This is a genomic window from Arthrobacter sp. 05T45 (assembly GCF_056395875.1).
The window spans coordinates 1-518 of the sequence record NZ_JBFTKI010000056.1; the positions used below are offsets into that span (position 1 = coordinate 1).

General features: G+C 56.7%; 1 rRNA gene. It reads left to right on the forward strand.

Annotated features, from left to right (window positions below):
- Window positions 1-69: ribosomal RNA gene (locus AC1DGD_RS22130) — 16S ribosomal RNA — on the forward strand; the annotation flags it as partial.
- Window positions 70-518 lie beyond the last annotated feature (449 nt).

Sequence of the window (518 nt, forward strand, 5' to 3'; positions counted from 1 at the left end):
GGACTGGCGATTGGGACTAAGTCGTAACAAGGTAGCCGTACCGGAAGGTGCGGCTGGATCACCTCCTTTCTAAGGAGCACCTACAACCACCCTGCCGGGCGTTATGTCCGTGTGGTGGGGTTGTCAGGAGTACGCCCGTTGCGCAGACGMWWGTTCTGCGGCGGGTGCTCACGGGTGGAATATCAACAAATAGGTGCCTGGCGGCACAGGCCGGCAGCTAGTACGGATGCTCTCTTGAGAGTGTCCTGGAACGCACGCCGGAATGAGCTGTTGGGTAGTGTTTGGCACACTGTTGGGTCCTGAGGCAACAGGACCATGGCGCGGCCGCGTTGTCCTTCCCTTTCGGGGGTGGGTGCGTGGCGGTGGTGTGGGACTTGTGTTTCTGGTTTCCTGGCTGCACCGATCATGCATGTTGTGTGTGTGGGGTGTGTGGTACGGGGTTGTTGTTTGAGAACTACATAGTGGACGCGAGCATCTTTTATAAGAAGCAATTTCCAAGAATATGAACCTGGATCTGA